Origin of the sequence: Streptomyces sp. NBC_00122 (genome assembly GCF_045160845.1) — a bacterium.
Classification (GTDB): domain Bacteria; phylum Actinomycetota; class Actinomycetes; order Streptomycetales; family Streptomycetaceae; genus Streptomyces.
Map to the genome: position 1 here is coordinate 245,728 of NZ_CP108191.1, position 25,179 is coordinate 270,906.

The window sequence follows — 25,179 nt, forward strand, 5'->3', positions numbered from 1 at the left end:
GCCGGGCGTCAGGCAGGCGGCGGCGCGGCGAAGCGGTCGCGGAGTTCACGCTTGAGGATCTTGCCGCTGGCGTTGCGCGGGAGGGCGTCCACGAACAGCACCCGCTTGGGGGCCTTGAAGTGGGCCAGCCGCTCCCGCGCGTACGCCATCAGCTCCGTCTCCGTCACCTCTCCGCGCGGCACCACCACGGCCGTGACGGCCTCGATCCACCGCTCGTCCGGCAGCCCGACCACCGCCGCCTCGGCCACCCCCGGGTGGGTGTACAGCACGTCCTCGACCTGCCGTGAGGCCACCAGCACACCGCCGGAGTTGATGACGTCCTTCACCCGGTCGACGACCGTGAAGTACCCCTGCGCGTCCCGCACCGCGAGGTCCCCCGAGCGGAACCAGCCGTCCCGGAAGGCCCGCTCCGACGCCCCGGGGTCGTTCCAGTACCCCAGGCACAGCTGCGGCGACCGGTAGACCACCTCGCCCGCCGTACCGTCCGGGACGTCCTTGCCGTCCTCGTCGACGACCTTCGCCTCCACGTGCCGCACCGGCCGCCCGCAGGAGTCCATCCGTCCCTCGTGCTCCTGCGGCCCCAGCACCGTGGCCAGCGGCCCGATCTCGCTCTGACCGAAGCAGTTGTAGAAGCCGAGGCCCGGCAGCCGCTCCCGCAGCCGCTCCAGCACGGGCACCGGCATGATCGAGGCCCCGTAGTACGCCTTGCGCAGCGCGCCCAGCTCGCGCACCGCGAACTCCGGGTGGTTGGCCAGGGCGATCCACACCGTCGGCGGCGCGAACAGGCTGTCCGCCCGCCCCGCCTCCACCAGGTCGAAGATCTGCTCCGCGACCGGCGCGTCCAGGATGGTGTTCTCCGCGCCCACCGCCAGGTACGGCAGCAGGAAGACGTGCATCTGTGCCGAGTGGTAGAGCGGCAGCGAGTGCACCGGCCGGTCGTCCTCGGACAGGCCGAGCGCCTCGATCGCGCTCTCGTACTCGTGGACGAGCGCCCGGTGCGTCATCATCGCGCCCTTGGGCAGGGCGGTCGTCCCCGAGGTGTAGAGCAGCTGCGCCAGCCCGTGCGCGTCCCCGCCGGGCCGAGGAGCGGGCGGCTCGGCCGGCTCCGTCGCCTGCGCCGCCTGCGCCGCCTGCGTCAGCTCCGCCAGGAAGGAGCCGGGTGCGTCGCGCAGCGGCCGTACGGGATACCCGCCGGGGATCCGCCCGGCCAGATCCGGATCGGCGAGGACCAGGGCGCTGGTGCAGTCGTCCAGGATGTACGCGAGGTCCTCGCCGGTGAGGTTCTGGTTGACCGGTACGTGCGTGAGCCCCGCCCGGGCGCAGGCGAGGAAGACCAGGAGATAGGCGTCGGAGTTGTGCGCGAAGGTGGCGACGCGGTCACCACCGGCCAGCCCGTACCGCTCCCGCAGGACGGCGGCCCCGGTGGTGACGGCCGCGTCGAGCTCCGCGTACGTCCAGCTCCGCCCGCCGTAGCGGACGGCCACCCGGCCGGGGGTCCGCCGCGCGCTGTCGTGTACCAGTCCGTCGACCGTGTTGTGCCGCACTGCCGTCATGGCGTGATCCTCGCCTCCTCCCCGCCCGAGGTCAATGACCGGATACCAAACGGGATGTTGACAGATCATCGGACTGCCTGCATGAGTGTGGGGGCACGGACGCACCGCCTGTCTCACGGGCAACCTCGCCCATCCGCAGGCCACTTGGGAGGTACGTTGCTCCGCACCCGCCCGACACTCCGCCGCCTCGCCCTCACCGGCGCCGCACTGCTCGCCACGACGGCCGCGATACCGCAGGCCTCGGCGGCGACCGCCGACCGGATACCGTCCGGCGGCGGCCTGTCCGCCGTCATCCGGTACACCGAGAACGGCATCCCGCACATCGTCGGCCGCGACTACGCGCACCTGGGCTTCGGCACCGGCTGGGCCCAGGCCGCGGACCAGGTCTGCGTCCTCGCCGACGGGTTCGTGACCCTCGCCGGTGAGCGCTCGCGCTGGTTCGGCGCCGACGCCGCGCCCGACGGATCGCTCTCCTCCGCCGCCCGCAACCTCTCCAGCGACCTGTACTTCAAGGGCGTACGGGAGTCCGGCACGGTCGAGAAGCTGCTGGAAACGCCCGCTCCGGCCGGTCCCGGCAAGGACCTCAAGGAGCTGATGCGCGGCTGGGCCGCCGGCTACAACGCCTGGCTCGCCCAGAACAAGATCACCGACCCCGCCTGCAAGGGCGCGGGCTGGGTCCGCCCGGTCACCGCGACCGATGTGGCCGCCCGCGGCTTCGCGGTCTCGGTCCTCGGCGGCCAGGGCCGCGGCATCGACGGCATCACGGCCGCCCAGCCGCCGGCCGCGGCCGGCGCCCGTGCCGCGGCGCCGCAGGACCCCGACCCGGCGGCCGCGGCCGAGGCGGCCAGGGAGTTCTTCGACACCACCCGCTACGACATGGGCTCCAACGCGGTGGCCTTCGCCGGATCCACCACGGCCGACGGGGGCGGCCTGCTGCTCGGGAACCCGCACTACCCCTGGCAGGGCGGGCGCCGCTTCTGGCAGTCGCAGCAGACCATCCCGGGCGAGCTGAACGTCTCGGGCGGCTCGCTGCTCGGCAACCCCGTGGTCAACATCGGCTTCAACGAGAAGGTGGCCTGGAGCCACACGGTGGCCACGGGCACCCCCGTCAACCTCCACCAGCTCACCCTCGACCCGGCCGACCCGACCGCCTACCTGGTCGACGGCAAGCCGGAGCGGATGACCCGGCGGACCGTCACCGTCCCGGTGGCGGGCGGCGATCCGGTGACCCGCACCCAGTGGTGGACCCGCTACGGGCCGGTGGTCTCCAACCTCGGCCCGGGCCTGCCGCTGACCTGGACGGCCGGTACGGCGTACGCGCTGAACGATCCCAACGCGGCGAACCTGCGCGGCTCCGACACCGCGCTCGCCATGGGCAAGGCCCGCTCGGTGGCCGGGATCCAGGCCGCCCTGAGGCGCACCCAGGGCCTGCCGTGGGTCAACACCGTGGCCGCCGACTCGGCGGGCGGCACCCTCTTCACCCAGTCCCAGGTGCTCCCCCGGATCACCGACGAGCTCGCGGCGCGCTGCTCCACGCCGCTGGGCCGTGCCACCTACCCCGCCTCGGGGCTCGCGGTACTGGACGGCGCGCGCGGCGACTGCGCGCCCGGCTCGGATCCGGACGCGGTGCAGCCGGGGGTCTTCGGACCGGGGAAGGCGCCGACGCTGCGCGACGCCCCGTACGCCGAGAACTCCAACGACAGTGCCTGGCTGGCCAACGCGGAGCGGCCACTGACCGGTTACGAGCGGGTCTGGGGCAATGTGGCGGCCCCGCGCTCGCTGCGCACCCGCGGCGCGATCGAGGACGTGGCGGCGATGGCGGAGAAGGGCGGCCTGACCGTGGCCGACCTGCAGAAGCAGCAGTTCGCCAACCGGGCGCCGGCCGGTGACCTGGCGGCGGCGGACGCGGCGCAGGCCTGCGCCGCCCTGCCGGGTGGTACGGCGACGGCGGGCGACGGCACCGCGGTGGACGTCTCGGCGGCCTGCGGGGTGCTGGCGGGCTGGGACCGTACGGCCGACAGCGCCAGCCGTGGCGCGCTGCTCTTCGACCGGTTCTGGCGCAAGCTGACGGCGACCACCCCGGCCAAGGACCTGTGGCTGGTGCCGTTCTCCGCGGCCGATCCGGTCCGCACGCCCCGTACGCTCAACCGGGCGGCCCCCGGCGTCGGCCGGGCGCTCGCGGACGCGGTCCTGGAACTGAGGGGCGCCGGGATCGCGCTGGACGCCCCGCTGGGCGAGCACCAGTTCGTGGTCCGCGCCGGGCAGAAGATGCCGGTGGGCGGCGGTACGGAGGCGCTCGGCATCTGGAACAAGATCGAGGCGCCGTGGAACGCGGCCCTCGGTGGCTACCCGGAGGTCGTGCACGGGTCCAGCCACATCCAGGCGGTCGGCTGGAACGGCGGCCGCTGCCCGGTGGCGCGCACCTTGCTGACGTACAGCCAGTCGTCGAACCCGGAGTCGCCGTACTACGCCGACCAGACGCGGCTGTTCGCGCAGGAGCGCTGGGTGACGTCCCGGTTCTGCGAGCGGGACATCCTCACCTCGCCGCAGCTCAAGGTGGTGTGGCCGCGCGAGCGCCGCTGACCCGTGTCCTTCCTCCCGGCCGTGCCGCTCACGGGCTCACGGGCTCACGGCCAGGAGGAGGTAGGCGGCCAGCACCACGAGGTGCACCCCGCCCTGGAGCAGCGTGGCGCGGCCCGGGGCGATGGTGAGGGCGCCGACCACGACGGTCAGGGCAAGCAGCACCATGTGGACCGGGCCGAGACCCAGCAGCAGCGGGCCGGAGAGCCAGAGCGAGGCCAGGACGATGGCCGGGATGGTGAGGCCGATGCTGGCGATGGCGGATCCGTAGGCCAGGTTGAGGCTGGTCTGCACACGGTCCCGGCGGGCGGCCCGGACGGCGGCGAGGGTCTCGGGCGCCAGCACCAGCAGGGCGATGATCACACCGACCACGGCGTTGGGGAGTCCGGCGCTCGCGACGCCCGCCTCGATGGCCGGGGAGATCGCCTTGCCGTCGCCGACGACCGCGACGAGGGCGACGAGCAGCAGGCCGAGGCTGACGAGGGCGGCGCGGGACGTGGGCGGCGCGGCGTGGTCGTCCTCGTCGGCGCTCCGCCCGGTGTCCACGGGCAGGAAGTAGTCCCGGTGGCGGACGGTCTGGACGGTGACGAAGAGCCCGTACAGGGCCAGCGAGGCGACGGCGGCGAAGGCCAGTTGGGCGGTGGAGAACTCGGGGCCGGGCTTGCTGGTGGTGAAGGTCGGCAGGACCAGGCTGAGGGTGGCGAGGGTGGCGACGGTGGCGAGGGCCGCTCCGGAGCCCTCGGCGTTGAAGACGGCGACGCGGTTGCGCAGGGCCCCGACCAGCAGGGACAGGCCGACGATGCCGTTGCAGGTGATCATGACGGCGGCGAAGACGGTGTCCCGGGCGAGCGAGGCGGCCTTGTCGCCGCCGTCGGCCATCAGCGTGACGATGAGCGCCACTTCGATGACGGTGACGGCCACGGCGAGGACGAGGGAGCCGAAGGGCTCGCCGACCCGGTGGGCGACGACCTCCGCGTGGTGGACGGCCGCCAGCACGGCGCCGCCCAGGCACAGGGCGACCAGTGCCACGGCCGGGGCGGGCAGGTCGCGCCCCCAGCTGAGGACGAGGGCGACGAGCGCCACCACGGGGACCACGACGGTCCAGTCGGTGACGGGGAATCTGCGTGCGGCGGTACTCATGCCCCCCACGCTGCCATGAGTGGCACCTTCGGGGCGAACAGGACCAGCTGGGCGATTTCGATTCTACGGGTGTGCGCCGAGAGCGGGCGCGTCGGCCGCGGAGTCCCCGTACGAGGGCCTCGCAGCCGGCGCAACTTCGACCGGACTACCAGAAGATGACGACGTAGCCGTCGCCACCGTCGTTGCCCGGCGAGCCCGGGGATCCCTGGGCCTCCCCGCCCAGACCGCCCTCGGCCTGGGCCAGAGGGGACATGACGAGCAGCTGGCCGGTGACGGCCGCCGCCGTGAGGGCCGCGACGGCCAGGGCCCGGCGCCGGGAGCGGCGGGTGGTGGTACGCGCGTTCATGACGTCCTTACCTCCCCCGCCCGCGCACGGCCGGGGGAGTGCGGTGGGGTGGCAGAAGGAAGGGGACCTCGACGGTCCGCCGCCACCCATCTCACCGATGCCCTTGCGCACCGCACCGCACCACGCACCACGGCCGCCTGTTACCCCGGCCGGCCCGCACGTTGCGCTGGTCAGGCTAGCGCGGTCATACCGCCCGCTCGCGGCCCTCCCAGTACGGGTCGCGCAGGCGGCGCTTGTACAGCTTGCCGTTCGGGTCGCGCGGCATCGTCCGGATGAAGTCGACCGTCTTGGGACGCTTGTACCGGGCGAGCTGCCCCTCGCAGTGGTGCAGGATCTCCGCGGCCAGCGCGTCGCCCGCCTCGAAGCCCTCCGCCGGTTCGATGACCGCCTTGACCTCCTCGCCCCAGTCGGCGTGCGGGATGCCGAAGGCGGCGGCGTCGGCGACCGCCGGGTGGGTGAGCAGGGCCGACTCGATCTCGGCGGGGTAGATGTTGACCCCGCCCGAGATGATCATGTCGATCTTCCGGTCACGGAGGTAGAGGTAGCCCTCCTCGTCCAGCAGGCCCAGGTCGCCGACGGTGAAGAAGTCGCCGATGCGGTTCTTCTTCGTCTTGCCCTCGTCCTTGTGGTAGCTGAAGCCACCGGTGTTCATCTTCAGGTAGACGGTGCCCAGTTCTCCGGCGGGCAGCCGGTTGCCGTCGTCGTCGAAGACGGCGAGTTCGCTGATCGGCCAGGCCTTGCCGACGGTTCCCGGCTTCTTCAGCCAGTCCTCGGCGGTGGCGAAGGCTCCGCCGCCCTCGCTCGCGGCGTAGTACTCCTCCACGCACCGGCCCCACCAGTCGATCATCGCCCGCTTGACGTGGTCCGGGCAGGGCGCGGCGCCGTGGATGGCGTGGCGCATCGAGGAGACGTCGTACGCGTCCTTGGTCTCCTGCGGGAGCGCGAGCAGCCGGTGGAACTGCGTCGGGACCATGTGGGTGTGTGTGCAGGCGTGTTGGTCGATCAGCCGCAGCATCTCCTGCGGGGTCCACTTGTCCATCACGACCAGCGGGTGGCCGATGTGCAGGGCGGCGCCCGCGAACTGGAGGACGGCCGTGTGGTAGAGCGGCGAGCAGACCAGGTGGACGTTGCCGTCGAAGGGCCGGATCCCGAAGATGCCGAGGAACCCGCCGAGGTACGTCTCCTCCGGGAGCTTGCCGGGCAGCGGCCGGCGGATCCCGCGCGGGCGGCCGGTGGTGCCGGAGGTGTAGTTCATGACCCAGCCGAGGGTGCGCTGCTCGGGGGGCGTCCCCGGCTGTCCTTCGAGGAGGTCCCCGTACGGCCGGAAGCCCGGGACCGCTCCGACGGCGTACCGGTGGCTCACGGGCAGGGCCGCCTCGTCCGCCGCGGCGGTGGCGGCGTCGGCGAAGCGCTCGTGGGCGATGAGGACCTTGGCGCCCGAGTCGGAGACGATCCAGGCGATCTCGGGGCCGACGAGGTGGTGGTTGACGGGAACGAGGTAGAAGCCCGCCTGGGAGGCCGCGAGGTAGGCGGTGATGAACTCGACGCCGTTGGGGAGGACGACGGCGAAGACGTCCCCCTTCTCCAGACCGGCGGCGCGCAGGCCGTGGACGAGGCGGTTGACGTCGGCGTGCAGCCGCCCGGCGGACCACTCCTCGCCGTCGGGGGTGACGAGGACCGTGCGCTGCGGGTCCGCGGCAGCCTGCGCCCAGAAGCCGTTGGGTCGTTCGGTCATGGCGGTCGCGTTCCTCTCTCAGGCCCGTCCGGCGATGCGGTTGATGCGGTCGATGGCGCGCTCGAAGCCGCGGGTGAGGTCGTCGAAGACGGCCTGGACGCTGCGTTCGGTGTTCATCCGGCCGACGATCTGGCCGACCGGGGTGCCGAGCAGTGGCTGGACCTCGTACTTCTGGATCCGGGAGACGGCCTCGGCGACGAGCAGGCCCTGCAGGGGCATGGGGAGCGCGCCGGGGCCTGCCGGGTCGTCCCAGGCGTCGGTCCACTCGGTGCGCAGCTGGCGGGCGGGCTTGCCGGTGAGGGCGCGGGAGCGGACGGTGTCGCCGGAGCCTGCGGCGAGCAGCTTCTCGGTGAGGGCGCGGGAGTGGAGGTCGGCCTCGGTGGTGGTGAGCCAGAGGGAGCCGAGCCAGGCGCCCTGGGCGCCGAGGGCGAGTCCGGCGGCGATCTGCTCGCCGCTGCCGATGCCGCCGGCGGCGAGGACGGGGAGCGGGGCGACGGCCTCGGCGATCTCGGGGACGAGGACCATGGTGGCGATGTCGCCGGTGTGGCCGCCGGCCTCGTAGCCCTGGGCGACGACGATGTCGATGCCTGCTTCGGCGTGGCGGCGGGCGTGTTTGGCGCTGCCGGCGAGGGCGGCGACGAGGACGCCGTGGTCGTGGGCGCGCGAGATGACGTCGGCGGGTGGGGAACCGAGGGCGTTCGCCAGGAGTTTGATGGGGTAGTCGAAGGCGACGTCGAGCTGGTTCCGGGCGACCTGCTCCATCCAGCCGGTGATCCGCCAGCCGGAGGCCTCGCCCTCGGCGAGTTCGGGTACGTGGTGCTTGGCGAGGGTGTCGCGGACGAAGGCGCGGTGACCGGCCGGGATCATCGCCTCGATGTCGGCTTCGCTGATGCCGTCGACGGCCTTCTTGGCGGGCATGACGACGTCGAGACCGTAGGGCTTGCCGTCGGTGTGCGCCTGCATCCAGTCGAGGTCGCGCGCCAGGTCGTCGGGCGCGGTGTAGCGGACCGCGCCGAGTACGCCCAATCCGCCCGCCCGGGTGATGGCGGCGGCGACCGCCGGGAAGGGCGTGAAGCCGAAGATGGCGTGTTCGACTCCCAGTTTCTTGCTCAGCTCCGTCTCCATGGGCGGCAGGATGCCGCAGCCGTGCATCCGAGGGAAGAGATTTTCTGATGCAGTGTCAGATTCTTTACGGGCCGGTCGGTGCGGACGGTGCCCGACGGGCGGGCAGATACCCACTAGCGTGCGGCGCAGTCGGGAACAGGAGGGCCGGACATGGTGGGTACGGGGGCTGACGGGGCGACAGGTGAGGAAGGGGCGGCCGCGAGCGGGAACGGGCTGAGCCGACGGCGGCTCGGGGCGCGGCTGCTCGCGCTGGGCGGGGTGCTCGTCCTGCACGCGGCACTCCCCGGCGGCTCCGCCGGGGCGGCGGGCGGCGCGGCCGAGCGGCGGGCGCTCCAGGGGCTGCGGCTGCGGTACGGATCGGCGCGCCAGGCCGGGCTGCTGGACAAGCACCTGGAGGGGGTGGCGGAGGAGGCGCGGCGGTTCCTCGGCCCCTCCCCCGAACACCCTTACTACGCGGGGGCAGTGGTCCTCGCCGGCCGGGGCCGCACCATCGCGCTGCACCGCGCCATGGGCGACGCCGTGCGGTACGCGGACTACGACGGGCGGACGGACCGCGCCCGGGAGTTCCCGGCGGCCGAGCGGATCGCGATGGCCGAGGACACCGTCTTCGACCTTGCCTCCCTGACGAAACTGTTCACCTCCATCCTTGCCGTGCAGCAGATGGAGCGGGGCCGGCTGGAGCTGGAGGCGCCGGTGAACCGGTACCTGCCCGCCTTCACCGGGGGCGGCAAGGAGCTGATCACGGTCCGTCAGCTGCTCACGCACACCTCGGGGCTGCGCTCGTGGGCACCCTTCTACCAGGAGTCCACACGCGAGGGCCGGCTGAGGCTGCTGTGGTCGGTGCGCCCGCAGGAGACTCCCGGGACCGTCTACCGGTACTCCGACCTGAACCTGATCACCCTCCAGCTGCTCCTGGAAGAGATCACCGGCCGCACTCTGGATGTCCTGCTCCACGACGAGATCACCGCTCCGCTCGGGATGCACCGCACCCGGTACAACCCGCCGCGCGCCTGGCGCCGGGTCACCGCGGCCACCGAGGTGCAGCGCCCGCCCTGGTCCGGCCTGGACCGCGGACTGGTGTGGGGCGAGGTGCACGACGAGAACGCGTACGCCCTCGGCGGAGTCGCGGGCCACGCCGGGGTCTTCGGCACCGCCTGGGACCTGGCCGTCCTCGCCCGCGCCCTCCTCGACGGCGGGGTGTACGCGGGCCGGCGCATCCTGCGTCCCGCCTCCGTCGAGCTGCTCTTCACCGACTACAACACCGCCTTCCCGGGCGACGACCACGGTCTCGGCTTCGAGCTCTACCAGCACTGGTACATGGGCGCCATGGCCACCCCGCACTCCGCCGGCCACACCGGCTTCACCGGCACCTCCCTGGTCCTCGACCCCTCCACCGACTCCTTCCTGATCCTGCTCGGCAACTCCGTCCACCCCGTGCGCACCTGGCGGGCGGGCAGCGCGCCGCGGGTGGCCGTCGGCAACCGCTTCGCCCGCGCCGTCCCGGTCCGCACGAAGCACGGCGGCCCGGCCTGGTTCTCCGGGACCATTCCGGGTGCCTCGGGCACCTTGAACCTGCCGCCGCTCACCCCGGCGACGTCCGCCGCCCGGCTGCGCTGCGCCGTGTGGTGGGACACCGTGCCCGGTGAGGGCGCGTTCCACCTGGAGGCCTCGGCGGACGGGGAGCACTGGGAGCCGCTGCCGTTCACCACGGTGCGGTCCACCGGCGGCGCCGCCGAGTCGTGGCCCCGGGGTTCCGCGGGCGGCTGGTCCGGCCGCATCTGGCACCGCCTGGAGGCCCCCCTCACGGCCGCCTGGTCGGGGCGCGAGGTCCGGCTGCGCTTCCGCCACACCGCGACCGGCCGTTACGTCGGGCGCGGGGTGTACGTGGACGTCGTACGGGTGGCGGAACCGGCCCGCCTCCTGTTCGCGGAGGACCGCCCCTCCGACGCCGCCCGCATCGTGGCCATCGGCTGGACCCGCTCGGCCGACTAGGCCCAATGCCGTTGCTTTATGGCGGTTGGATCACGATGGCGTCGTGTGAGGGCCGGGTTGGCTGGGGCCAGTCGCGGTGGCGACTGGCCTTGGCCTTGTAGTTCGACATCTTGCGTTTGACGACCCGGGGCTGGCTGCGCAGTCGCCTCGGGGGCAGGAGCCGCTCGGTGACCTCGGCGCGGAAATGCCGCCAGGCCCTGTGCAGGTGGTCAGGGGGAAAAAGAGCCGGGCAGGATGGTCACGGTGCGGCGGGCCGCCCGCAGGGCGGTGGTGAAGGAGAGCCGGTCGCAGTCGACCGGCTCGGGACTACCGGCCGCCGCTTCGGCCATCAGTGCGCGCAGGGCGTGGTGCACCAGCAGGTGGGCATAGATCTCCTGGCGGACGCCGGTGGGGGTCTTGCTGGCCAGGACAACGGTCTTGGCGCCGCGCTGATGGGTCTTGATCTCGTCCAGGACGCTCTCGCACTCCCAGCGTTGCGGGTAGAGCGCGGCCAGGTCGGCGGCCGGGGCCCGGACCGGGTCCAGGACCGAGGTCAGCAGCACGTACTGGTCCTCGCCGGGTCGTCCCGGGTCGTCCAGGCGGTAGCGGATCACGCGGACCGCCACCGGCTCGCGGCCGGCCTTCTTGTCGTCTCCGGCCTGGATCACGGTGAGCCAGGACCCGTCGGGCAGTGTTTGCAGGACGGGCAGGCGGCGGTTGGTCTTGGCGCGGAAGCACAGGTCAGCGCCGCTGCTGGTCAGGGCTCGCCATAACCGGGTCGAGGGCAGGTTGCGGTCGCCCAGGACGAGCATGTCCTCGGTCAGTGAGCGTTCCAGGTCCTCGGCGAGGCGGACCTCGCCGTCATGCCAGCCGCCGAGCACCGCATCGACGACGGCGTGGGTGCCGCATTCGACCAGAGCGACGACCTGGACCTGCGGATATCCGCCGGTGCCTTCCCCGCGGCCGGTCCCAGGGCGGCCGAACTCAGCGGCGTTCGCCGCACTGTCGGCGACATCGAAACGGGTGCCGTCGATGGCCATCAGCCGCCAGCCCCTCCAGAACACCCCGGGCATCGCGGGCGTGCCCAGCGGTCGGGCGCATCTGTCGAACAGCGCGGCCATCGGTTCGACCCCGAGCCGTCCACGCGCCCGGAAGATGGCAGCCTTGCTCGGTGGATGCCACGACCCCCACAGCCCCGCCCACCGCAGGCCCTCAGCAAGGTGCCGCATGACCTCCAGATACGGCGCGGGCGAGAACAATGCCATCGCCAGCAGGAAGTACACCACCAGCCGGGCCGGCAACAGCCGCCGACGCTTCTCCGTCCGGTCGCACTGGGCCACGACCTCGTCCACCAGCCACGGCGGATACATCCGGGTCAGCACACCCACCCCGGCCAGATCCGGCAGAGACGACGCCATGCCACCACCCCCGATGACGTCGTCTCACCGATCCAGATCAATGTCAACGGCATTGCGACTAGGCCCCGTCCGGTACCGCGCGTACCGGTGACCGCCGGCCGGGCGCGGAGTGTCCGGTTGACCGCTGCGGACGGAAGCTGCTGGCCTGCTCGTACGCGCCAGGCACGCTGGCCCGTCCGCAGGAGAAAACCGGGGAGAAGGACGCATGAGCCAGGACGACCGGCCGACCCCGGATCCGCAGTCGGCGAGCATGGGCGCGCAGGTGCAGGCCTCCGCACGCGGCTGGCACACCGTTCAGCTGGCTGTCTTCGGGTTCATCGGCATCTGCGGTGTCCTCAAGAGCGGCGGCAGCTCGCCGGCGCCCGCCGGCATCGAGGAAGTGGCGGGGATCCTGGTCCTTGCGGCGCTGGCCGTGGCCATCTTGGCGACGTATCTGGTCGCACGCGTCGCCTGGCCCGTTCCAGGGTCGGCGGCAGACGTCGGAACGTCACCGGAAGGGAAGAACGGGGTGGACCGCGCCGCCCGGCGGCTGCGCTGGGGGCTCGTGCTGACGTTTCTCGCCGTCGTGCTGGTGGCGACGGCTTCCGCCTCTTCCTGGTGGCCCACTCGCTCGGCCGCCGAGGGCGCCAAGAGCGCCGAGGGACAGTTCGTGCAGGTCGAGACGTTGGCGGGCACGGTCTGCGGAACCCTGGGCTCCGGCGGCGGAGGGAGTGTCCACCTGAAGGCCGAGGGGCAGAGCGTCGACATTCCGCTCAGCCGGATCGCGAGCCTGAGCCCCGCATCCGCCTGCCCGTAGCGCGGAGAGTCACCACCGGAGCACAGGGGGCGCCCACGGGCCCCCGGAACCGCTGTTTCGGGGGCCCGTGGGCCGGGCTGGCCGGCCTACTTGGCGGGGCCCACGTCCTCTGGCCATCCGTAGCCCGTACGCGGCGACCTGGCCACGGCGCCCACCGACGCCAGGTCCCGGTCGGCGGCCCGCATCAGCTGGCCGGCCAGGTCGCGCATCGCCCGGCTCGCCGCCAGCTCGTCGCCGATCGCGGGGATCTCCACGTCCTCGGGATTGCACCGCGCCGTGCCGCGGCCGACCATCGTCGCCTTGCCGTTCTCGAGAACCGCCCGGGCTTTGGTCGTGCCGGCCTCCTCGATCAGGTAGACGCCCACTTTCCACTCTTCGGCGTGTGTCATCGCGTGCCTCCTCCCGCCCCCGGCCCTCGGCTCTGCTCCGGGCTGATTCCAGGATCCCTCCGAGCGGGCGGATCCGGCCATCCGGGTCCCTCAGCGCTCGGCCGGCACCGAGGCCGAGGCGTCGCGCTGGTGCGGGATCGGGGACGACCCCCACGGCTGGACCGAGACCGTATGCGTGGGGGCGGGGATGGCGATGCCCTCCGCCCGGAACCGCTCGTGCAGGCGCTTGATGAACTCGTGCTTGATCCGGTACTGGTCGCTGAACTCGCCCACGCCCAGGATCACGGTGAAGTTGATCCTGGAGTCGGCGAACGTGTGGAAGCGGACGGCGGCCTCGTGGTCGGCGACCCCTCCGGAGACGTCGGCCATCACGGTGTCGACGACGTCGAGGGTGACCCGCTCGACGTGCTCCAGGTCGCTGTCGTAGCCGACACCCGCCTGGACGAGGAGCGACAACTTCTGTTCCGGCTGGGTGAAGTTGGTCATGTTCGTGCGCGCGAGGCGTCCGTTGGGGATGATCACCAGGTTGTTCGACAGGTTGCGCACCACGGTGTTGCGCCAGTTGATGTCGACGACGTAACCCTCCTCGCCGCTGCTGAGCCGGATGTAGTCACCGGGCTGCACCGTCTTCGAGGCCAGGATGTGCACTCCCGCGAAGAGGTTGGCCAGGGTGTCCTGCAGCGCCAGGGCGACCGCGAGACCGCCCACTCCGAGGGCCGTGAGCAGCGGCGCGATGGACACGCCCATGGTTTCGAGTGCGACGAGTACGCCCATGGTCAGCACGACCACACGCGTGATGTTGACGAAGATGCTGGCCGATCCGGCCACGCCCGTACGGGCCTGCGCCAGGGACTGCACGAGCCCCGCGACGACCCTGGCCGCCGTGACCGTGGCGATGAGGATGAGCAGGGCGGTCAGCGACTGGTTCACGAGCCCCGTGACCCGCGTGGTGAGCGGCAGTACCGAAGCCGCCGCGGCCGCGCCGCCGATGACGGCCGCCCAGGGCGCCAGGGTTCGCAGCGCGTCGACGATGACGTCGTCCCCGGTCCAGGCCGTCCTGCTCGCGTGCTTGCCCAGCCATCGCAGGACGGCGCGCAGCAGCAACCCGGCCGCGACACCCGCCGCCATCGCGATGGCGGCCACCACCCAGTCGTGCAGGACGGGATCCCGGCTCACAGGTTCCCCTCCGGCGCGAAGGGCGGCGCCGACCGGCGTATGTGTTGTGTCGTCACTTTGTCACCTGTCAGATCGTGCTGTGCGGAGCCCCGTTCGGGCGTGTGTACGCACACGAATCGGGCTGCCATCCTCCCCCATGGACAGCGGGGTGCCACAGGTGGGCCGGTGTGACCTCGGGTGACACGGGCGCGATCCGGCCGCACCACCCGATCCGCCGCCCTGCGGGAACGGCCTCGGCGGCGCCGGCCGGCAGTGGCAGATCACGGAGCGGCGGCCTGGTGGCGGACCAGGCAGAAGGGATGGCCCGCCGGGTCCGCGTAGACGCGCCAGCCCCGGTCGGCGGGGCCCCGGTCGAGCACCGTCGCGCCGTGCGCGAGGACCTGCTCCTCTGCTCGGTCGAGGTCCGGGACACCGAAGTCCAGGTGGAACTGCTGCGGCCGGGCCGGGTCCGGCCAGCTCGGGGGCCGGTGGTCCGACGCGCGCTGGAAGGCGAGGACCGGGCCGGCCGGGGTGTGGAGCGTCGCCCAGTCCGCGTCGACCGACCACCGCCGGTCCGGCTGGTCGACGGTTCCGCCCAGTACCGAGTGGTAGAACTCGGCCAGCCGCTGCGGGTCGGGGCAGTCCAGGACCACGCACTGCACTTCAGCGATCATGGCTGGATCCTAAGCGGCCTCGGGGAAGTGGGGTGCGTTTCCGCGTCGTCCGGTGCGGTGCATCGCAAGGCGGAGCAGGGCCCTTGTACTGGACGTACCCGGGTACTGCGACAACGCGGCGAGGTGCCGTGCCTGGGGGCACCTCCCAGCGGTAGCTGGGGGAGGCGCGGGGACGTGCCCTACTTCCCCGAGGCCGCTTAGGGAGTCGCGGGCGCGTCGTCGATCGTCTTCCACGACGCCTCGCGCTCGCCGCCCGCACGGCATAATCCCGTGCCCGTCGGCGTTGGAACTCGTTGTTGACGTTGTTGACCGTTCAACACGAAGGCAGGCAGAGTTCTATGACGACAGAGATCGACTGGGACCACCCGACCGACCCGCGGCCCGGAAGCTGGCAGCTCGACCACGTCAAGCAGTACGTGGCGTCGAACGGGACCGAGGGCCAGTTCTGGAACGGAACCCAGACCCTGCTGCTCACCACGGTGGGCAGGGTCTCCGGCAACCCGGTGCGGACGCCCCTCATCTACGGTGAGGCCGAAGGCCGCTACCTCGTCGTCGCCTCCAAGGGCGGCGACCCGGCACACCCGCTCTGGTTCCGGAACCTCACCGAGCACCCCGAGGTCCGCATCCAGGTCGGCCCGAAGACCCTCCAGGGCACGGCCCGCACCGCGACCGCCGAGGAGCGCGCCGCGTACTGGCCGCTGATGGTCGGGCACTGGCCCGCCTACGACGAGTACCAGGCCAAGACGGACCGCGAGATCCCGATCGTGGTCATCGAGCCCGTCGGCTAGCGGGAGGTCAGAGCCCCAGCACCGCCATCGCCGCGTTGTGGCCGGGGACCCCGCTGACGCCGCCGCCGCGCACCGCCCCCGCACCGCACAGCAGTACGTTGCGGTGGGCGGTCTCCACGCCCCACCTTCCGGAGTCGCCGTACGGCCAGGACAGGTCCCGGTGGAAGATGTGGCCGCCGGGCAGGCGCAGGTCGCGCTCCAGGTCCAGCGGGGTCTTCGCCTCGATGCACGGGCGGCCGTCCGCGTCGAAGGCGAGGCAGTCGGTGAGCGGTTCCGCCAGGTGCGCGTCGAGCTGCGCGAGGGTGGCGGTCAGCAGTACCTCGCGCGCCTGCCGGTTGTCGTGTCCGAAGAGCCGGGCCGGGGTGTGCAGGCCGAAGAGAGTGAGCGTCTGGTAGCCCTGCTCCACGAGTTCCGGGCCGAGGATCGTCGGGTCGGTCAGCGAGTGGCAGTAGATCTCCGAGGGCGGTACCGAGGGCAGCTCCCCGGCCGCGGCCTCCGAGTATGCCCTCGCGAGCTGTTCGTAGCCCTCGGCGATGTGGCAGGTGCCGCCGAAGGCCTCGCGCGGGTCGACGGCGGTGTCCCGCAGCCGGGGCAGCCGCCGGAGCAGCATGTTGATCTTGAGCTGAGCCCCTTCGGGGGCCGGCTCGGCCCGCTGGGCCGGTGCCTCGCCGAGGAGTTCCGCCAGCGCCTGCGGGGAGGCGTTGACCAGCACCGTCCGGCCGACGACCCGCCCCTCGCCGACCGCCGTCCGGAACACCACCTCGGCCGGCGCGACGCCGTCCGTGTCGATCCGCAGCACCTCATGCCCGGTGGCGATCTCCGCCCCGGCCGCCCGCGCGGCCCCGGCCAGGGCGTCCGTGAGCGCACCCATGCCGCCGACGGGCACGTCCCAGTCGCCGGTCCCGCCGCCGATGACGTGGTACAGGAAGCAGCGGTTCTGCGCGAGCGAGGGGTCGTGCGCGTCCGCGAAGGTGCCGATCAGCCCGTCGGTGAGGACCACGCCCCGGACCAGGTCGTCGGCGAAGTGCCGCTCCACCGCCTGTCCGAGGGGCTCCTCGAACAGCATCCGCCAGGCCGCTTCGTCGTCGATCCGGGAGCGCAGCGCCTCGCGGGTGGGCAGCGGCTCGGTCAGCGTCGGAAAGACCTTCCCCGCGACCCGGCCGGTGGTGCCGTAGAAGGCGCGCCAGCTCTCGTACTCCCGCTCCGAGCCGGTCAGCCGCGCGAAGGACTCCTTGGTGCGCGCCTCGCCGCCGCCGACGAGCAGGCCGCCGTGGCGCCCGTCGCGCAGGGCGGGCGTGTACGAGGAGACGCTGCGCTTGCGGACCTCGAAGCGTAGCCCCAGATCGCGCACGATCTTCGCGGGGAGCAGGGAGACGAGGTAGGAGTAACGCGAGAGGCGGGCGTCGACACCGGCGAAGGGCCGGCTGGAGATGGCCGCACCGCCGGTGTGCCCGAGCCGTTCCAGGACCAGCACGGACCGGCCCGCCCGGGCCAGGTACGCGGCGGCCACCAGACCGTTGTGTCCGCCGCCCACGATCACATCGTCGTAGACGTCGTGTCCGAATCCGCTGGAGCCCCGCATGGCTGTCATGGCTCTTGGTAACACACCTGGCCGAGCCGCTCCAGACAGTACGCCTCGTCGGCGTGGGCCAGGACGGTGTCGGGATGCTCGTCGCCCAGGGACCGCTCGCGGATGCCGGAGAGCTCCCGGTAGATGGGCAGCGCCTCGTCCCAGCGGCCCAGCCGGCCCAGTCCGACGGCGAGTTCGCGGCGGCTGACCAGCGTGTCCGCGTGTTCGGCGCCGAGCACCTCGGCCCGTGCGGCGCCCACCTGCCTCGCCTCGGCCACCGCCTCCTCCCAGCGGTCCAGACGGCCCAGGTTGACACCGAGGACGTGCCGGGCCCGGAGCGTCTCCGGGTCGGCGGCCCCGTACGCGCGCGTCCGGTCCCGGGCCAGGGACCGGAACAGGTCGAGGGCCTGGGCGGTGCTCCCGGTACGGCCGAGCGCGATGCCCACCTCGTAGCGCGCGGCCAGGGTGTCGGGGTGGTCGCGGCCGAGCACCCGTTCCCGTACGGCGGCGACCTCGCGGAAGCCGGCCAGGGCCTCCTGCCAGCGGTTCAGGCGGCCGAGCGCGTACGCGACCTCGTAGCGGGTCAGGAGGGTGTCCGCGTGCTCGGCGCCCAGGACGGCCGCCCGGTCGGCAGCGACGTGGGCGGCGGCGGCGTGGGCCTCCGCGAACCGGCCGAGGGCTCCCAGGGCGCAGGCCAGGTTGTGGCGGCAGCGCAGGGTGTCGGGGTGGCGCGGGCCCATGCTGCGCTCGCGGGCGACGAGCACGGTGCGGTAGACGCCGTACGCCTCCTCGTGGCGTCCGAGCCGGCCCAGTTCGTACGCGGTCTCCTGGCGGGCCGCGAGGGTGTCGGCGTGGTCCGGGCCGAGTACCCGCGCGCGTCCGTCGGCCACGGCTTCGTACACGGCGAGCGCCTCCTCGGGCCGGCCGGCCCGGCTGAGGGCGAAGGCACGCGTGTGCCCGGCGGCGAGGGCGTCGGGGCCGCTCTCGCGCGGGCCGGGCACGCGCGGGACCCCGTACGGGGCGGTGAGCCGCGGGTCCTCGGCGGGCGCGGGCCGGAGGATCGGCCGCAGGCCGCCGACCGGCTGCTCGCCGCTGGGGCGCGCGGTCCAGGAACCGGTGAGCACGGCCCACGCGCCGCTCGCGGGACGCGCCTCGATGCCCGCCTTGCGTCCGGCGGTCATCCCGCGGGCCCATGCCGGCAGGGGGGCCTGGGCGCCGGGCAGCCCGCCCGGGCCGACGCGTGCCTCGACGAGCCGCCGGTGCAGGTCGCGGGCGTCGACGGGCCGGTCCTCGGGGCACTTGGCGAGCAGGTCCAGGACGGCCTGCTCGAAGTACTCCGGCAGTTCGGGCCGGTGCTCGCGGAGCGGGACGGGCGCGTTGTCGCGGTGGCCGACGAGCACGGACCAGGAGTCGCCGAGGTCGAAGGGCGGGGCACCGGTGGCGATCTCGTACAGGACGCAGCCGAGGGAGTAGAGGTCGCTGCGGTGGTCCACCTCGCCGCCGGCGATCTGCTCGGGCGACATGTAGTGCGGGGTGCCCATGGCCATGCCGCCGCCGGTGAGCTTGGCGGTGAAGCCGATGTCGTGGGCGAGACGGGCGATGCCGAAGTCGCAGATCTTCACCGTGCCGTCGGTGAGCCGCATGATGTTGGCGGGCTTCAGATCGCGGTGGACGACGCCCTGGTCGTGGGTGTAGCTGAGGGCGGCGGCCATCTGCTCGGCGATGTCGACGACCACGTCCACGGGGAGCGGGCGCGTGCCGTTGTCCTCCAGGAGCTGGCTGAGGTTGCGGCCTTCGAGGAGTTCCATGACGAGGTAGAGGGGGCCGCCCGCGGCGCTGTCGTCGCCGAAGTCGTGGACGACGGTGACGCCCCGGTGCTGGAGCGACGCGGCGACGCGCGCCTCGCGACGGAATCGTTCGCGCAGCACCTGGGTGAAGTGGTTGTCCTGCTCCGGTCCGAGCGGTTTGAGGCATTTCACGGCGACGTGCCGGCCCAGCGACTCGTCCCGGGCGCGCCATACCTCGCCCATGCCGCCGCGACCGATCAGATCGAGGGACCGGTACCGGCCCTGGATCAGTCTGGACTCCGCCATGTCTTGAAGTCGCCCCCGTTGTCGTGCCACGCCCTCCCTGGCCCGTCCAGTATGGCCGCTGATGTACGCAGTGTGTACGGCGAGGGGCGACTCCCGGGGCCCATGCGACGCATCGCCTTCAAGATGTGACCTGGAGGCAGCTGCCAGCGCAGACCTGCGGGAATGCTGCGCAGTACGTGTCCGGTGAGGCGCAGGCGCCGGGTGACCGTACGTGGGGCCGGTGCGGGCCGCCCGTACAGCCGGTGCGCCCATGCGGGGAGGGAGCCGTAGGCGAGACCGGCGAGCGGGCGCCACAGCAGATTTCGGCCAGGCACGAGGAGCGGGTGGACGGGCGGGCCGCGCAGGAAGTCGTCCACCGCGCGGGCGTCGGGGCCGGCCGCGAGCTCGGGGCGGACCTCCTCGAAGTACGCAGCCAGCTGCGCGGTATCGGCGGGGACCGCGGCCGGTTCGAGTCCGACGAGGCGGGCGTTCACGCGGTTCTCGTCGACGTAGCGGTCGGCCTGGGCGGGGGTGAGGGGGACGCCGGAGCGGCGCAGGACGTGCAGGAAGCTGTCGATCTGCGCGCAGTGGATCCACAGCAGCAGTGCGGGGTCGTCGACGGGGAAGCGGTCGCCGGTGTCCGGGTCGGTGGCGGACAGCGTCCGGTGGATCTTCCGTACGCGGGCGCCGGCCCGTTCGGCGGCTTCGGCCGTGCCGTAGGTGAGCGTCCCGACGAAGTCGGCGGTGCGCAGCAGCCGCCCCCACGCGTCCTTCCGGAAGTCGGAGTTCTCCATGACCCCGCGGACGGCGCGCGGGTGCAGGGCCTGGAGGTAGAGGGCGCGGACACCTGCGATCCACATCATCGGATCGCCGTGGCACTGCCAGGTGACGGAGGCCGGCCCGTACAGTCCCGGGTCGGGAACGGCCGTGGTGTGTCCCATCCCCGTACCTCCCTGTCGCGGACGCCCGGCGGCTCCAGCGTACGAGGCGGCCAGGGGCGTGAGCGAGTCCGCCGCCGGGCCGGTCCACGCACGTGCCCGCCCCGATACCGCGTCCGACGCGACCGGGCGGGCCCATGCCGTGCTCAGTCCCCCTCACCGCCGATGTCCGCGAGACAGCGTCGTGCGTCCTCCACGAGCGGGTCCTTGAGGTCGTCGAAGATCACCACGGCTTGGGCCAGTGCCTGGCCCGCCTCGGCGGGGCGGCCGACAGCGGCGAGCTGCTTGCCCAGTTCGAAGAGCGAGCAGGCCAGTCCGAAGCGATCGCCGACGCGGTGACGTACGTCGACGGCCTGTCGATACCAGTCGATCGCCTCGCTCGTCCGGCCGACCGTGCGGCACACGTCGCCCAGCCCGTGCAACGCCTTGGCTTCCGTGGGCAGATCGGTCGACTCACGTGCGCCGACGAGCGCCCGCTCGAATTCGATGTACGCCTGGTCGGGCCTGCCCAGGTCGAGTTCCAGTGCGCCGATCTCGGTCAGGGTGATCGCCACGCTGCGCCTGTCACCGCTCTCCTGCTGGAGCACCAGCGCCTGGCGCTGGTGCTCCAGCCCTTCGGCGTACCGCCCCAGCAGACGCAGTGTCCAGGCCAGGTTGTAGATGCTGATGGCTTCCCAGTGGCGGTCCTGGATCTCCCGACTGATCCGTAGCGCTTCCGTGAAGTGCCCGAGCGCGTCTTCGTGGCGCTCCAGGTCGGTCTCCGCTCCTCCGAGACAGATGAGGCTCCAGGCCTCGGCCCCCGGGTCACCCTCTCGGCGCGCTGCGTCGACCGCGACGGTGGACAGTTCGAACCGGTACGTGTCACGCCTCTGCAAACGCAAGAAGTAGACCAGCGCAACCGGCAGCTTCCACGCCACATCGTCGAAGCCGAGCTCGACGGCCTGATCGACGGCGTGGACGAGGCTCGGCAGTTCGGCATCGCACCAGGCGAGGGCGGCGTCTGGGCCCGGGAACGGCACCGGTTGCCGAGCCGTGTCGTGGTCCAGCGGCACGTGCTGCCGCTCGGGAGCCAGAACACGATCGCAGGCGTCCACCATCCGAAGGTAGTACGACAACTCCCGGCGCAGCGCGCCCAGCCTCTCCGACTGCGTCTCCTCCTCCTCCACCCGCTCCCGCGCGTAGTCGCGGAGCACGTCGTGGTACCGGTACCGCCCTCCTCCCATGTCCTCGAGCATGTTGACGGCATCCAGCTTCTCGATGATGCGCCGGGTCTCGTTCTCGGGGCGGCCGATCAGCGCGGCGGCCGCCGGAAGGGAGAAGTCAGGACCGGCGTGGAGGGCGAGTAAGCGAAAAGCTCGGGCAACCGGTGAGGGCAGTCCCTGGTAGGACCAAGAGAGCACCATGCGGGCATCCATTCCGTCATCCAGTGTGGAGAGTGCTTCGAGTCGGTCATGGTCGCGGGCGAGCTCTTCGGCCGGCCCCTTCAGAGACGGGGCGGTGCTCGCTCTTTCCGCCGCGATCCTGATGAAGAGCGGCATGCGGCCGCAGCGGAGCACGAGTTCAGTGGCGGCCCGCGGGTCCCGGTGACCTGAGACCCGCTGCAACAGGTGAACCGCGTCGGGAGTGTCGAGCGGTCTGACGAGCAGGGGCGTGGCTCCGTCCACCGCGGTCAGACTGCTCAGGCGGTTTCTGCTGGTGACGAGCGTGAAGCAGCCCGGCGACGACGTGAGCAGCGGGCGTACCTGGTCCGCGCTCCGCGCGTTGTCCGCCACGACAAGCAGGCGTTTCCCGTGGGCCAGCGAGCGGAACAGCGCCGCCATGGCGTCCAGATCATTCAGCACCCCGTCGGCCGACGCGTTCAGGGCGTGCAGAAAGCCGTGGAGCACGTCCTCGGGCCGCAGGGGGGCGCGTCGGTCGTAACCACAGAGGTTGACGTACAGCTGGCCGTCGGGGAACGCCTCTTTGCGTGCATGCGCCCAGTGAACGGCGAGGGCGCTCTTGCCCACCCCTGCTGGCCCGGAGATCATGGCGATGCCGTTCTCGGTCGCGGCCAGCTCGTGCAGCCTGTTGAGTACCTCGGTGCGATCCGTGAAGTGGGTCGCGTCCCGGGGCAGTTGCCGCGGTACCGGCAACAGGTGCGGCCCGGTGTTCACTCCCCCGTAAAGGGTCTCGACCTGCACGACGTTCCTGGCCTGTCCGGCGTAGGTGTTGGCGCTGCCCTCTGCGGTCATGGGCCTTCTCTCCGGGTCCGGATCCTGTTGAGCATCGCTCCTGTAGCTGGTCCGCCGGCCGGAACCCGCCGTACCCCCGGGCGGCCATCGGCGGCCAGCCGGTCGACGGTGGCCCGCAGGCCGGCCGTGAAGCGGACGCCTGCCGGTTCCATCTGCACCTGGGCCGCCAAGACGTCCACGGCGATGTCTGCCCAGTCCAAGTACCGCCGGAACGCTGCCGCGGCTTCCTCGGGCGGCTCCGACGCGGCCGGACGCGGTATCTCGGCGGAACGCGCGCCCCACAGCTCCGCGAGGGCCACGTGGGCGTAGAGACCATGGAGGACCTGCTGGGCGGGCAGCGGCTCACGCGACCACGGTACGGACAACGGGGCCGGGTCCGCCGCCGGGAAGAACGCGTACGCGTCCAGCAGTGCGGCCAGTTTGGTGTGTTGGAACTCGCACAGCAGGGCAGCGGCCGCGTCCATGACGACCCTGCCCTCAGGCCGCCGTCGCAGGCCCAGGCCGACGCCACCGAACGCGCGCCTCGAAGCGCGGTCACGGACCCCGTTCTCAGGCACCGTGTCCCGGAGGGGAACGACCGCACGCAGTCCCGCCCTCAGCGTCGCGGCGTAGGCGGGGACCAGCCGCGAGAGTTCGCTCCCCGCGCCGTCCAGCGCGGTCCGCCAGGTACCCCAATCCGGTGCGGACAGGCGGCCGAGGGCAGGCCGGTCCTCGTCGGCCCGGTACGGGTCGAGGTCGTCGAGGGCGACGGGGAGCGAGGCCGCGGTCAGCCGTCTGATCACGATCGGCCCGCCACCTGCCGGGCGGCCACCGTCAAGCGATACGACCGCGGTGGGCCCGTCGTCCTGGACCCGTAACGCGCCCACGCCCGGCAGATGGACCAGCCCGGCTCTCGCCGGTAACGGCAGGCTCACGTCCGCGCCCGCCCACCAGGCGACGGCTGCCGCGACACCTGCGATGTGCGCCCTGTCCCGTTCGGACTGCCCCGTGCCGACGGCGCGCCCGCAGTGGTCCGCCCACGTCTGTACGAAGGGGTGGCGCAGGACTTCTCGGGTCTCGGCCGGATGACGGCTCTCCAACTCGACCAGCAGATCCCAGCCTTCGGATGCCGCGGCTCCGAGGGGGGATCGGCCGACCGGCCGGGCGGCTGTGCCGGCTATCAACGTCTTCGTCAGGGCGAGTTGCATGTCCTGAAGCGCATGGACGCCTTCTGCGGTCCCCGCCCCTGCCGCGAACGCGTCGAACGCGCCGTCCGGCAGGTGAGCGGTGACGCGCTGCCGACCACCGGGGCGGGAACCGGCCACGTGCCCCGCCTGCGCCGCCGGCACCTCGGTCGCCAGGACCATGAGGTCGGCGCAGTACACGGACGGGTTGTCGAAGCCACGCGCGGAGCTGTAGCGGTGGGCATAGAGACCACCACCGCAGGTCCGCACCACGGGGCAGTCCATGCAGGTCGCACACAGCTCCGCGTGGCGCTCGTTGCGCGCGGCGATGCCGGGGTGGGACATGAGGCTGTCCAGGCTGTGGGTGAAGACGGACATGCCGGTGGCGGGTGCGCCCGCGTAGGCGGTCTTCAGGGAATCGGCCTGTTCCCACGAACCGTCGGTGTCCACCACGGCGAGGGTGACCGGTCGCAGTCCCACCGCTTCACTGCCGCTGGGTTCACCTCGGGACGCGGCCGTCAGAGCCTCGAACAGCCGGATCGGAACGGGTGTGCCGTCGGCGAGCCAGCGGGAGTGAATCCGGCCCAGCCAGGCTGCGTAGGGGGACGGTGAATCGTCGCGCCGCGGTGGCGGATTCTCCCACGTCGCGTGGGGAAACAGGAAGTCCATACGGGGCGGCGACTCCGCCAACAATGCTTCATAAACCGCGACCGGGTCATTTGCCAGATCCACCGTGCACAGGATCCCGCCGTAGAGATGGCGGAATTCAGACCGCCTCAGCAGCTCAAGGCCTCTGAGGACCCCAGCATGACTGCTGCGACCGCTCGCATATCGACGGTGCCGATCGTTGGCCGTCCGGTCACCGTCGAGCGAGACTCCAACCTGGATGCCGAGCTCGTCGAACATCCTGCAGAATCGTTCATTGAGCATCACGCCGTTGGTCTGCACCTGAAGACCGAGCCTGAATTCACCACCGATGACGTCTCGCAACGTTGCGGCGATCTCCCGCAGGCGTTTCGTCCCGAGAAGGAGCGGCTCTCCGCCATGGAGGCTGATTCGCACCACAGGCACCTGATGAATACGACCGTGCTCCGCGATACGCATCGCCGCTTGCGCCACCACTTCCGGACTCATCGTCCGTGGTTTGTCGCGCCAGCTCTGATCGGCGTGCTCGTAGACGTAGCAGTGATCACAGGCCAGGTTGCAGCCGCCGTGTACCTTCAGGACGAATTGGTCGATGGCAGGAGGCACTCATTGCCGCCGATTTCAGAATTGAAGGCTGCCATCCGCGCAGGCAGGCCCGGCTGGAAGATCAGCGAACGGAATTCAGCAGCCGTGGCGGCCGAATCGGACGCCAGACTCGACAGGGTGAGTGTTCCTATGTCGGGGAGGGGGCGCCCAGCGGGGTCTATATCGCTCATGATCACCTTTTCTGTCATAGCGGAAGCCATGATCGATGAAGGGTGCACACAGGGCTGCTCACGCGAAGGACCGCGGCCACCACAATAGCATCGGACTACGCACGTTCCCAGATT

The 25,179-nt window shown here is 72.1% G+C and carries 19 protein-coding genes; 4 read left to right on the top strand and 15 right to left on the bottom strand.

Features of this window, described 5'->3' with window-relative positions:
• Positions 1-8 precede the first annotated feature (8 nt).
• The gene (locus tag OG737_RS01145; RefSeq protein WP_405921090.1) at positions 9-1,553 is read right to left on the bottom strand and encodes a fatty acyl-CoA synthetase; all 1,545 of its coding nucleotides are present in this window, start codon (positions 1,551-1,553) and stop codon (positions 9-11) included.
• A 156-nt stretch (positions 1,554-1,709) separates the two neighbouring features.
• On the opposite strand from OG737_RS01145, the gene OG737_RS01150 reads away from it, so the two are divergent.
• Positions 1,710-4,136, top strand: coding sequence for a penicillin acylase family protein (locus tag OG737_RS01150; protein ID WP_405921091.1), 2,427 nt, complete (start codon positions 1,710-1,712; stop codon positions 4,134-4,136).
• Positions 4,137-4,172: 36 nt separating this feature from the next.
• Here OG737_RS01150 and OG737_RS01155 read toward each other — a convergent pair whose 3' ends face one another.
• From OG737_RS01155 to OG737_RS01170, 4 genes are all read right to left on the bottom strand, one after another.
• The gene (locus OG737_RS01155) at positions 4,173-5,273 is read right to left on the bottom strand and encodes a calcium:proton antiporter (RefSeq protein ID WP_405921092.1); all 1,101 of its coding nucleotides are present in this window, start codon (positions 5,271-5,273) and stop codon (positions 4,173-4,175) included.
• Positions 5,274-5,418: 145 nt separating this feature from the next.
• Positions 5,419-5,619, bottom strand: a complete 201-nt coding sequence (locus OG737_RS01160) for a hypothetical protein (protein WP_405921093.1) — start codon at positions 5,617-5,619, stop codon at positions 5,419-5,421.
• Between the two features lie 184 nt (positions 5,620-5,803).
• Positions 5,804-7,354, bottom strand: coding sequence for an acyl-CoA synthetase (locus OG737_RS01165; RefSeq protein WP_328924237.1), 1,551 nt, complete (start codon positions 7,352-7,354; stop codon positions 5,804-5,806).
• Positions 7,355-7,372: 18 nt separating this feature from the next.
• The gene (locus OG737_RS01170; protein ID WP_328924238.1) at positions 7,373-8,479 is read right to left on the bottom strand and encodes a nitronate monooxygenase family protein; all 1,107 of its coding nucleotides are present in this window, start codon (positions 8,477-8,479) and stop codon (positions 7,373-7,375) included.
• 150 nt (positions 8,480-8,629) lie between these two features.
• Here OG737_RS01170 and OG737_RS01175 point away from each other — a divergent pair, with 150 nt between their 5' ends.
• Positions 8,630-10,471 (top strand): serine hydrolase, encoded by a 1,842-nt coding sequence (locus OG737_RS01175; protein ID WP_328924239.1) that lies wholly within the window; start codon positions 8,630-8,632, stop codon positions 10,469-10,471.
• Between the two features lie 209 nt (positions 10,472-10,680).
• On the opposite strand, the gene OG737_RS01180 is transcribed toward OG737_RS01175, so the two are convergent.
• The gene (locus OG737_RS01180; RefSeq protein ID WP_328926695.1) at positions 10,681-11,868 is read right to left on the bottom strand and encodes an IS4 family transposase; all 1,188 of its coding nucleotides are present in this window, start codon (positions 11,866-11,868) and stop codon (positions 10,681-10,683) included.
• Between the two features lie 205 nt (positions 11,869-12,073).
• Here OG737_RS01180 and OG737_RS01185 point away from each other — a divergent pair, with 205 nt between their 5' ends.
• On the top strand, positions 12,074-12,664 hold the full coding sequence (locus tag OG737_RS01185) for a hypothetical protein (RefSeq protein WP_328924240.1): 591 nt from the start codon (positions 12,074-12,076) through the stop codon (positions 12,662-12,664).
• A gap of 86 nt (positions 12,665-12,750) precedes the next feature.
• Here OG737_RS01185 and OG737_RS01190 read toward each other — a convergent pair whose 3' ends face one another.
• From OG737_RS01190 to OG737_RS01200, 3 genes are all read right to left on the bottom strand, one after another.
• The gene (locus tag OG737_RS01190) at positions 12,751-13,053 is read right to left on the bottom strand and encodes a DUF1876 domain-containing protein (protein WP_328924241.1); all 303 of its coding nucleotides are present in this window, start codon (positions 13,051-13,053) and stop codon (positions 12,751-12,753) included.
• 90 nt (positions 13,054-13,143) lie between these two features.
• Positions 13,144-14,229, bottom strand: coding sequence for a mechanosensitive ion channel family protein (locus OG737_RS01195; RefSeq protein WP_405921094.1), 1,086 nt, complete (start codon positions 14,227-14,229; stop codon positions 13,144-13,146).
• A 260-nt stretch (positions 14,230-14,489) separates the two neighbouring features.
• Positions 14,490-14,882 carry a VOC family protein gene (locus OG737_RS01200; protein WP_405921095.1) on the bottom strand — a complete coding sequence of 131 codons (393 nt, stop codon included), beginning with the start codon at positions 14,880-14,882 and terminating at the stop codon, positions 14,490-14,492.
• A 338-nt stretch (positions 14,883-15,220) separates the two neighbouring features.
• Here OG737_RS01200 and OG737_RS01205 point away from each other — a divergent pair, with 338 nt between their 5' ends.
• On the top strand, positions 15,221-15,670 hold the full coding sequence (locus OG737_RS01205; protein WP_328924244.1) for a nitroreductase family deazaflavin-dependent oxidoreductase: 450 nt from the start codon (positions 15,221-15,223) through the stop codon (positions 15,668-15,670).
• 7 nt (positions 15,671-15,677) lie between these two features.
• On the opposite strand, the gene OG737_RS01210 is transcribed toward OG737_RS01205, so the two are convergent.
• The 6 genes from OG737_RS01210 to OG737_RS01235 form a co-directional block, all read right to left on the bottom strand.
• Positions 15,678-17,261, bottom strand: coding sequence for a phytoene desaturase family protein (locus tag OG737_RS01210; RefSeq protein WP_405921096.1), 1,584 nt, complete (start codon positions 17,259-17,261; stop codon positions 15,678-15,680).
• The gene (locus OG737_RS01215) at positions 17,258-19,333 is read right to left on the bottom strand and encodes a protein kinase domain-containing protein (protein ID WP_405680407.1); all 2,076 of its coding nucleotides are present in this window, start codon (positions 19,331-19,333) and stop codon (positions 17,258-17,260) included. Before OG737_RS01215 ends, OG737_RS01210 begins: the two co-directional genes overlap by 4 nt.
• The gene (locus OG737_RS01220; protein WP_405921097.1) at positions 19,315-20,253 is read right to left on the bottom strand and encodes an oxygenase MpaB family protein; all 939 of its coding nucleotides are present in this window, start codon (positions 20,251-20,253) and stop codon (positions 19,315-19,317) included. The genes OG737_RS01215 and OG737_RS01220 overlap by 19 nt, the downstream gene beginning before the upstream one ends.
• Positions 20,254-20,396: 143 nt before the next feature.
• On the bottom strand, positions 20,397-22,481 hold the full coding sequence (locus tag OG737_RS01225) for an ATP-binding protein (protein ID WP_405921098.1): 2,085 nt from the start codon (positions 22,479-22,481) through the stop codon (positions 20,397-20,399).
• On the bottom strand, positions 22,478-24,895 hold the full coding sequence (locus tag OG737_RS01230; protein WP_328924249.1) for an FxsB family cyclophane-forming radical SAM/SPASM peptide maturase: 2,418 nt from the start codon (positions 24,893-24,895) through the stop codon (positions 22,478-22,480). The genes OG737_RS01225 and OG737_RS01230 overlap by 4 nt, the downstream gene beginning before the upstream one ends.
• Positions 24,865-25,083, bottom strand: a complete 219-nt coding sequence (locus OG737_RS01235; protein WP_328924250.1) for a hypothetical protein — start codon at positions 25,081-25,083, stop codon at positions 24,865-24,867. Before OG737_RS01235 ends, OG737_RS01230 begins: the two co-directional genes overlap by 31 nt.
• Between the last annotated feature and the right edge of the window lie 96 nt (positions 25,084-25,179).

Excerpts from the sequence above, each read along its gene's own strand:
- OG737_RS01145 (WP_405921090.1), bottom strand. The coding sequence starts at position 1,553 with ATGACGGCAGTGCGGCACAACACGGTCGACGGACTGGTACACGACAGC.
- OG737_RS01155 (WP_405921092.1), bottom strand. The coding sequence starts at position 5,273 with ATGAGTACCGCCGCACGCAGATTCCCCGTCACCGACTGGACCGTCGTG.
- OG737_RS01160 (WP_405921093.1), bottom strand. The coding sequence starts at position 5,619 with ATGAACGCGCGTACCACCACCCGCCGCTCCCGGCGCCGGGCCCTGGCC.
- OG737_RS01165 (WP_328924237.1), bottom strand. The coding sequence starts at position 7,354 with ATGACCGAACGACCCAACGGCTTCTGGGCGCAGGCTGCCGCGGACCCG.
- OG737_RS01170 (WP_328924238.1), bottom strand. The coding sequence starts at position 8,479 with ATGGAGACGGAGCTGAGCAAGAAACTGGGAGTCGAACACGCCATCTTC.
- OG737_RS01175 (WP_328924239.1), top strand. The coding sequence starts at position 8,630 with ATGGTGGGTACGGGGGCTGACGGGGCGACAGGTGAGGAAGGGGCGGCC.
- OG737_RS01180 (WP_328926695.1), bottom strand. The coding sequence starts at position 11,868 with ATGGCGTCGTCTCTGCCGGATCTGGCCGGGGTGGGTGTGCTGACCCGG.
- OG737_RS01185 (WP_328924240.1), top strand. The coding sequence starts at position 12,074 with ATGAGCCAGGACGACCGGCCGACCCCGGATCCGCAGTCGGCGAGCATG.
- OG737_RS01190 (WP_328924241.1), bottom strand. The coding sequence starts at position 13,053 with ATGACACACGCCGAAGAGTGGAAAGTGGGCGTCTACCTGATCGAGGAG.
- OG737_RS01200 (WP_405921095.1), bottom strand. The coding sequence starts at position 14,882 with ATGATCGCTGAAGTGCAGTGCGTGGTCCTGGACTGCCCCGACCCGCAG.
- OG737_RS01205 (WP_328924244.1), top strand. The coding sequence starts at position 15,221 with ATGACGACAGAGATCGACTGGGACCACCCGACCGACCCGCGGCCCGGA.
- OG737_RS01210 (WP_405921096.1), bottom strand. The coding sequence starts at position 17,261 with ATGACAGCCATGCGGGGCTCCAGCGGATTCGGACACGACGTCTACGAC.
- OG737_RS01215 (WP_405680407.1), bottom strand. The coding sequence starts at position 19,333 with ATGGCGGAGTCCAGACTGATCCAGGGCCGGTACCGGTCCCTCGATCTG.
- OG737_RS01220 (WP_405921097.1), bottom strand. The coding sequence starts at position 20,253 with ATGGGACACACCACGGCCGTTCCCGACCCGGGACTGTACGGGCCGGCC.
- OG737_RS01225 (WP_405921098.1), bottom strand. The coding sequence starts at position 22,481 with ATGACCGCAGAGGGCAGCGCCAACACCTACGCCGGACAGGCCAGGAAC.
- OG737_RS01235 (WP_328924250.1), bottom strand. The coding sequence starts at position 25,083 with ATGACAGAAAAGGTGATCATGAGCGATATAGACCCCGCTGGGCGCCCC.